This is a genomic window from Desulfurococcus sp., assembly GCF_049970475.1.
GTDB classification, from domain to species: domain Archaea; phylum Thermoproteota; class Thermoprotei_A; order Sulfolobales; family Desulfurococcaceae; genus Desulfurococcus; species Desulfurococcus amylolyticus.
Genome location: NZ_JBMFMW010000056.1, coordinates 1 through 8,049, shown reverse-complemented (window position 1 = coordinate 8,049; position 8,049 = coordinate 1). Strand labels below are relative to the sequence as shown.

The window sequence follows — 8,049 nt, the reverse complement described above, 5'->3', positions numbered from 1 at the left end:
TAACGTGTTTACTCCAGTTCTCCCAGACAAGCCTCCTCCTAACCTCAATGAACTCCCTCGCCTTCTCCTCACTGACCCCACCCAGTATCTCGTTGAGGAGGTATTCGAGGGGGTAGCCTATCAACTCCCTGATTATGGACGGATCGACGCGTAGACCAGTGAGACGTGCTGCCTCGGTAAAGCTCCAGACAATGAAGTCCTCGCTATCTACAAGCGTGCCATCCAGGTCGAAGAGGATTAGTCTGACACTGTTTAAAAGACTACTCACTGGAATCTTCATCACCCATCCCGTTTAAAACACGTGAAATAATCTCGGCTAAACCAAAGCCGCTTGGAGACTCTGCAACAATATTACAGTACTTGAGTAACTCCTCATCAGAGCCGCCGACCGCAGCCCTGTAGCCGAGGAACTTGATGAAGTCTACATCCATCGCACTGTCACCTATACCCAGGGCTTCACTACTACTGATGCCAAGCTTATCCAGGATATACTTGACTGCAACACCTTTCCCGACACCCTTAGCGTGCACGTGTATAGCGTACCCACTATACTCGAGGGTGTAGCCTTCATGCCTTGACTCAACATACCTCTTCATCTCATTAACTATCTCGCCAGCCCTATCCAGGTATTTCCCACGCATCTTCAAAGCGTACTCGTAGAGCCTGAACCTGTTCTGCCAGGAATCCTCAACGTATTCACCATACTTCTCAAGCAGGTCGAGGTAGACATCCCGGGCACTCATATTAGTCAGCTCCACAATACCCCATTCATCACTGTAGACTAATGCACCTGACTCACCCACGACAGGGCCATTTAACCCAATGTATCTAGAGAGCCCCACCACGATTGGTAATGCATTGCTTGAGACAAGGGACACGATCACGCCCTTGTCAACGAGTAAGCGCAAGGCCTCCACAGCCTTCAAGGCCAGCATATAACTCCTCCTATTAATGGTTAAAGTACCATCGATATCGGTGAATACTATCCTCACCCTGATCACCCATTTACTATGCATCGCAACTAAATCATGATAAATTTATTAGCATGGTTTTAAGCGTGGTAAGAATATTGTGGGAAATAAGTACCTATATATATGTTTTGAATAAATTTTAAAGACTCTATATACTTGAATACATCATAGAGGTGTAAACATGGAGGTGTAAACATGATTGATTACATAAACTTCGCCTTCATGTGCAGGGAGAAGCAGAGCGATACAGGAATAAGGATAGCCATAGTAGGTGCTGGACCAGCCGGGCTAGCAGCAACTGGATACCTGGCATGCCGGGGACACAGCATTGATGTATATGATAAGCAGCCTTACCCAGGCGGATTAATGGTATTCGCTATACCACCCTGGAGAATACCGAGGAACAGGGTCTTAGAGGGCGTGAAAGACCTAGAGAAGAGGCTGGGGGTTAGATTCATCACTAGAACCAAAGTATACGCCTCAGTAGAGATGCCTCACGAGGAGGGAGACGAGCTAGTCGAGAAGAAGACCAGCCTAGAGGAGTTGATAAGCAACTACGATCTAGTGCTATTATCAACGGGGACATGGAGATCGAAGATACCGAGGATCCAGGGGGCTAACGCTAAAGGTGTTGAAAGCGCCTTAGAATACGTGTATAGATTCAGACTCTACGAACTAGGACTAGTTAACTCAAAGCCTTCGGCAGGTAAGAAAGTAGTAGTTATAGGAGGCGGATACAGTGCCATAGACGCTGCAGAACAGGCAGTAAAAGAAGGCGCCGAAGCCTACCTTGTATACAGGAGAACAATAAAGGAGGCTCCCGCAGGCATATTCGAGGTAGAGAGGGTGAAGAGGCTGGGGGTAGAATTCATGGAGCTGGTTTCACCAGTAGAGATAATTAGTGAAGGCAACGCGGTGAAAGCCATAAAGTTACAGAGAATGCAGCTCGGACCCCCGGATGAAACAGGGCGCCCCCAGCCAATCCCCGTGCCAGGCTCGGAGATCATCATCGAGGCAGATAGAGTAATATTCGCCACGGGCGAGTCGCCGACACCCCCATTACCCCAGTCCGAGGACTACATGAATAAGCTAGGGATAAGGCTAAATAAGGATGGATCAATAGTAGTGAATAATATAATGCAGACAGGTAATCCAAAAGTATTCGCGGCTGGAGACGTGGTAACAGGCCCCTCGAAGGTGGGCCGAGCAATAAAGAACGGCCTATACACAGCCAAATACATACACAACTGGATAGAGGCTAAACTAGTTGCTTCAATAGCGAGGTGACCTATATGAGTTCGAACCCGGGTAGATACTACAGGATAATAGACCTAGGGACATGCATAGGATGCGGCGCATGCGAGGCCGCATGTGATTTCATACATGATGGGCACCCATATATAAAGGTATATAGGACGGAACTAGGCATTGAGATACCCGTTTCATGCATGCACTGCGCTAAAGCTCCATGTATAGATGTCTGCCCGACAGGCGCGATGACCAGGGATAGTGAGGGAGCCGTGTACGTTGTAGCAAGCAAGTGCATCGGGTGCATGGCATGCCTATATGCATGCCCATTCGGCATCCCAGAGCTCGATAAATCACTAAGGGTATCAACTAAGTGCGACCTCTGCATGGATCAAAGGAGGAAAGGATTGGAGCCAGGCTGTAGCTCTATATGTCCAGCCGGGGCAATAATATACGGGGAGGAAGCATTGGTATTCGATAAGGCGAAGAAGAAGGTAGCTGAAGCAATGGCGAGGGCAAGGTTCGAGACACTGTAGGTGAAGCTATGTGAACACGCTAGCCACTAGTATACTGCTCTATCTTTTCTCACTTGTAATACTCATATTCATAAGTAGACCATATTTAAATCCTTTACCCAGGTTTCTCATAAAACTGATCCCATATGGTTTAACCGGTTTAGCCATATATCTCGAGTACAATAGTGGTTTAATAGATGATTTCCCCACACTACTAGCCTACACAACACTGGTTCTAGGATATATTATAGGCATATATTCAACATATTATTTCAAGCTAGAGGAATACCATGGGAGATTTGATACCGTAATAGACTTATTCGTAATCCTTGTAGCTGCGACCTATGGCTCGCCAAACCTTATATCGCTGGCAGCAATGTGGTCAGCCGCAGAGATTATTGGATGGTACCTCATCGTTGAGGGAGAGGCACACTCCATAGAGGGCTCACTGAGATCCTCGAGAGGATACCTGCTTACATCAACACTTACATTCGAGATCTCCGTTTTCACAGTGATACTGGTCTCAATATTATCGGTAATGGCAACCATGGCCTCCGTGGACATAGGGTTCCTGATTAAGCCGTTTAAAACTATACCGTCTCACAGTGAGGCAAGCATATACTTTATTCCACTATTAATCGTTGGATTCATAGCTAAAACAGCAAATATCCCGCTACACTTCTGGCTACCCGGGGCGCATTCAGCAGCACCTTCACCGGCCTCAGCGATACTGAGTGGTTTAATGACTCCGCTGGGCTTCTACGGGTTATACAGGGTGCTTAAACTAGTCGACTTATCGAGCTATAGCATGGAGCTAGCCATGGTCTTAGCCATCCTAGGATTCATGTCAGTTATCTATGGATGGATACAGGTATCTGCCCAGAGGGATGGTAAGAAAATACTCGCATATGCAACCATAGCGACAAACGGCTATATAAGCATGGTTTTCGCACTATATGTTCTCAACCCCTCCAACGGCATGGAAAACCTGCTCGGGCTCTCGATACTAATGCATGCAGCATATAAGGTAACGCTGTTTAGTGAAATGGGGTTGATCGAGGCATCTTACAGGACCAGGTATATACATGGTATAAGAGGACTCTCGAAAACACTGCCCCTGTCATCGATGGGAGGACTCCTGGCCGTGCTCACATTAATGGGTGCCCCAGGTACAATAGGTTTCACGGTTAAAGCGCTCTCAGTATACTATATCATATCCCAGGCATTAGACCCGGCTAGATTACTGATACTGGTGGGATTCATAACATATATGGCGATATCAGCATACCTAGCCGTGAAATACATGACGATATACTTTAGCACGCCGCACCCACCCTTCCCAGAGGAACCCAGTGAGATACCTAGAGTAGCCCAGATACCCGTACTCGTCCTCGGCTTATCAAATGTCTACCTACCAATAGTATTGATACCATTACTTAAAGAATTAGCGGATTTAATCCTCCTGTTTTCAATGGTGTCACCCCTGATGCTTCTCGCTACGGTACTCATGTACCTCACAGTGGCAAGAGAGAGGGGTGTTAAGCATTGAGTATGATTCACGGTATAATCACCTCGGCATCATACATACTCGTGTTAACAGGATCAGCGACAAGTGATAGCCTGACCAGGCTTAGCAGGGTGCTCAGAGTAATAGGTTTCGCTCTCCCATTAATCGATACATTATTCAACCCAGCTGGGTTACTTGACTTTCAGAAATACTTCGTAGTGCTTGCAACACTCGTATCAGTGGCTGTAACCCTGCACTCGGAGGGGTACTATAGGGTAATTTATGGAAAAGTATCATATCAGCAATCACTATTAAATACCGTGCTTGTAACAGTGCTCACAGTGTTCAACGCCAGATTACTCGGGGAATTTGTCATTGGGCTGCTACTACTAGACCTGCTACTGATACTAGTGATTCTAATGGATAAGGGGGCTGAAAACTATGGGATAGCAATATACTATTTAGTGTTAAGCACTATACCAGCCGACATGGCTGTTCTAACAATGTGGGCAACAATAGCACAGAACTATGGTTTAGAGGCGTCGCTGACAACGAGTTTTTCAATACTAGCGCTACACAAGACCAGTATACACCCATTGGTGGCAACATTGATATTGATCGGGTACACTACAAAACTAGGGTTATTCCCACTACACATATGGCTACCCATAGTACATCCAGAGGCACCTAAACACGGCTCAGCAATACTGAGCGGATTAATAATAAAGATGGGTGTCTTCGGGTTGCTTCTAGCCTCGATGATATTCACATATCCCGGGTACATGAATTACATCATATTAGTACAGGGAGCGATAACGGCTTTATACGGGAGCTTCGCCGCGACACTTCAGAAAGATATTAGAAGACTACTGGCATATAGCTCGCTAGGGCATGCCGGAGTAATAGCCATACTATACTCGTTTTCAATACTCTATGGAGACCCCCTTATATCATATCTTTTATACTTCTATATAATATACCATGGAGTAGTCAAGGCCCATGCATTCATGAATGCCGCGTTAATGGATCAATTAGCTAACACCTATGACATTTATAAACTAGGATACCTTGGACAGTTATACCCGTCTTTAATCATTCCAGCCTTTAATATATTCATGAACTTCGCCGGGATACCGCCCTCTTACGGCTTCATGATGAAGCTAATGCTTCTAATAACAATTATACTGCTCATACCGTCACTAGGGATTATACCATTACTTACAAGCATAATTATCATTGTAGTAGCCGTGTTCTCGATACTCTACAGTATTAAGATAATTGGATGCTATATAGGGGGCTACAGAAAAGTCGTAAAACCCCCTGTAAAAGTCATGGAAGAGGAGTTATTCTCCGAGTACTATATCGCGTTCATCACGCTCATTCTCCCCATCATATACATAGCATTATCCATGGAGTACATGCCCGGCTACCTAGCTATTACACTACTGTTACTAGAAGCAATCTCCCTACTCATGTATACATGGATACTGTTTAGGAAGCCCATATATAAGACAGGTGAACCAAAATACTGGCTCTCAGGTGTTGAGCAATGAGCTACATAAGGGCTAGCATAGTAAGATGGTTTGAAGAAATAGCTGAGAAGACCATGGAGAAGCTTAAATCAACACGCAAGGGCACACTCCCAACGTTGATGTCGAGTCTCACGAATATTGGTGACGTGGTTTTCCCATACATCTCTCACCTCACCGACGTCTTATCTAGGAGGCTCAACAAGCTCCAGTTCACCATGATAGAGTCTATGTTACTAGCATCACTATGGTTCGGCTTTATAGCAATACTCCTAGTTATTGTGACTATATTACTTGGGTGATGAGCCGTGGAGCAATTACTTGCCTTAACAGCTGTAGCTCTCGCAATCCTATTACCAGTATTATATGATGGCATCGAGCGGAAAACAAAGGCCATACTACAGAGTAGGGTGGGCCCACCACTTCATCAATCACTGCTGGACCTAGGTAAACTATTATCTAAGGAGCCTGTGGAGTTCCCATCGTATCCACTAGTATTCTACACCACAGTACTCTCGATAATCCTAGAGTTCGCAGTGATACTAGTATTAAATATAGCAGTACTAGGGATAAACACCTCATTGTTAATGCCGGTGGCCATAGCATTAGTAACTGTGGCACAGACCGCAAACATATCCATGCCGCTCCTAGTCTCGAATCCTTACTCACAGATCGGAGGTATGAGGGAAGTCATGTTAGCGCTTGTGAACGAGTTCTCCCTAGTGGCTGGGCTCGCCTTGTTCTACTACTACACAGTCTCCCAACACCCATCCAGCATTATGGGCTGGGTGATCGCTATGCCACTCATAATATTGGTTACCACAGCAACCTATGTTCTATCTGGTAGGGTACCATTCGACATCGCTGAGGCCGAGGTAGAGCTCGCATCCGGTGTACTTATAGAGTTAAGTGGTAGAGTCCTCGCTTTATACCTGTACTCGATATACTTGAAGCGATATGTTTCATCCATGCTTGCAGCGGTAGTAGTGTTTACGTTGATGCCGTTGAACCCCTTGACAAGATTCATCCTGGTGAACGTATCTATCCCCTTCATATGGATACTGTACTCTATAACCAGTGTGATGCTTGGGAGGAGCCGTATAGATCTCGCTCCAGGCACCTTATTTAGGGTATATATTGTCCTGTTAACAATATCTATAACAGGGTTATTGGTGATTAAATAATGCATTCCCAGACGCTTCTAGATAGATACATCCAGCTAGCTGGGAAACTAGGCGGCAAGCATCTCGTGGAAGGAGACATGGTACACTTATACATACCCCGTGAAAACCTGGTTAAGGCTGCCTCCACATTGTTCAATGAATACAGACTAACACATAGGACGTGCGTCGCAATAGATGAGAGGCCGTTAAACGGCTTCTTCACGCTGACACATATATTCACGGATGACTCATCGAGGCTATATGTATTAGTGAAAACATACCTTGAGGGAGATAACCCGGTTGCACCCAGCATAGTTGGCGAGGTACCAGCCGCGGACTGGTGTGAGCTGGAAGCAATGGATTTACTAGGGATACAATTCGAGGGGAGGAGAAGAGAGAGACTTGTTCTACCACCATACTGGCCCGATGGAGTATACCCATTAAGGAAGGAGTTCTCATATGATCAAAGGCTAAACCTCCATGCGGTATCGGAGAAAATAGAGCAGGCTGGGGAAACCGGGGTACCAGTGCCTATAGGACCCTATCACCCGGCTCTCCACGAGCCAGAGTACTTCGAGCTGTATGTTGAAGGAGAGCGGATCTTAGACGTTAAATACAGAGGATTCCATGTACATCGTGGAATAGAGAAACTAGCTGAATCCAGAATGACGTATCAACAGGTAAACTTTCTAGCAGAGAGGATATGCGGTATATGTGGCTTCGAGCACAGTACATGTTACGCCTTGGCAGTTGAAAAAGCTGCTAAACTAGATGTACCGGAGAGAGCGCAATTCATTAGAAGCATAGTCCTCGAAGTTGAGAGGCTGCACAGCCACCTACTATGGCTCGGCGTTGCATTCCACACCCTTGGATACGATGCCGGCTTCATGCATATGTGGCGTATAAGGGAAAAGGTAATGGAGCTGGCTGAAGCATTAACCGGGAGTAGGAAAACATATGGTATAAACATGGTTGGTGGGGTACGGAGAGACATAAATGAGGAGAAGAGAAAGAAGACCATTGAAGTACTCAACGAGTTGGAGAAAGAGTTCAGTAAGATAATAGATGTCGCGATAAGCGTCCCACAAGTCAAGAAGAGGTTGACAGGTACAGGAG

9 protein-coding genes are annotated in these 8,049 nt (G+C 45.9%); 7 read left to right on the top strand and 2 right to left on the bottom strand.

Annotation, left to right across the window (positions count from 1 at the left end):
* Both ACP5N5_RS04600 and ACP5N5_RS04595 read right to left on the bottom strand, forming a co-directional pair.
* A partial coding sequence (locus ACP5N5_RS04600; protein WP_428133366.1) for an HAD family hydrolase occupies positions 1–268 on the bottom strand: 268 nt, incomplete at its 3' end.
* On the bottom strand, positions 261–992 hold the full coding sequence (locus tag ACP5N5_RS04595) for a phosphoglycolate phosphatase (RefSeq protein ID WP_232216784.1): 732 nt from the start codon (positions 990–992) through the stop codon (positions 261–263). The genes ACP5N5_RS04595 and ACP5N5_RS04600, both read right to left, overlap by 8 nt.
* Before the next feature lie 174 nt (positions 993–1,166).
* On the opposite strand from ACP5N5_RS04595, the gene ACP5N5_RS04590 reads away from it, so the two are divergent.
* From ACP5N5_RS04590 to ACP5N5_RS04560, 7 genes are all read left to right on the top strand, one after another.
* Complete coding sequence (locus ACP5N5_RS04590) at positions 1,167–2,258, top strand: FAD-dependent oxidoreductase (protein ID WP_428133363.1); 1,092 nt, start codon at positions 1,167–1,169, stop codon at positions 2,256–2,258.
* Between the two features lie 5 nt (positions 2,259–2,263).
* Complete coding sequence (locus ACP5N5_RS04585) at positions 2,264–2,755, top strand: 4Fe-4S dicluster domain-containing protein (RefSeq protein ID WP_042667731.1); 492 nt, start codon at positions 2,264–2,266, stop codon at positions 2,753–2,755.
* 10 nt (positions 2,756–2,765) lie between these two features.
* Positions 2,766–4,283: a proton-conducting transporter membrane subunit gene (locus tag ACP5N5_RS04580; RefSeq protein ID WP_428133361.1), complete on the top strand. Its 1,518-nt coding sequence runs from the start codon at positions 2,766–2,768 to the stop codon at positions 4,281–4,283.
* A gap of 2 nt (positions 4,284–4,285) precedes the next feature.
* On the top strand, positions 4,286–5,794 hold the full coding sequence (locus ACP5N5_RS04575) for a proton-conducting transporter membrane subunit (protein ID WP_428133368.1): 1,509 nt from the start codon (positions 4,286–4,288) through the stop codon (positions 5,792–5,794).
* Positions 5,791–6,072 (top strand): hypothetical protein, encoded by a 282-nt coding sequence (locus tag ACP5N5_RS04570; protein WP_276814782.1) that lies wholly within the window; start codon positions 5,791–5,793, stop codon positions 6,070–6,072. The genes ACP5N5_RS04575 and ACP5N5_RS04570 overlap by 4 nt, the downstream gene beginning before the upstream one ends.
* Positions 6,073–6,078: 6 nt before the next feature.
* A complete protein-coding gene (locus tag ACP5N5_RS04565) occupies positions 6,079–6,954 on the top strand; it encodes a respiratory chain complex I subunit 1 family protein (RefSeq protein ID WP_428133358.1) in 876 nt (291 codons plus the stop codon).
* Positions 6,954–8,049, top strand: a 1,096-nt coding sequence (locus ACP5N5_RS04560) for an NADH-quinone oxidoreductase subunit C (protein ID WP_428133356.1), incomplete at its 3' end; no start/stop codon positions are given. The genes ACP5N5_RS04565 and ACP5N5_RS04560, both read left to right, overlap by 1 nt.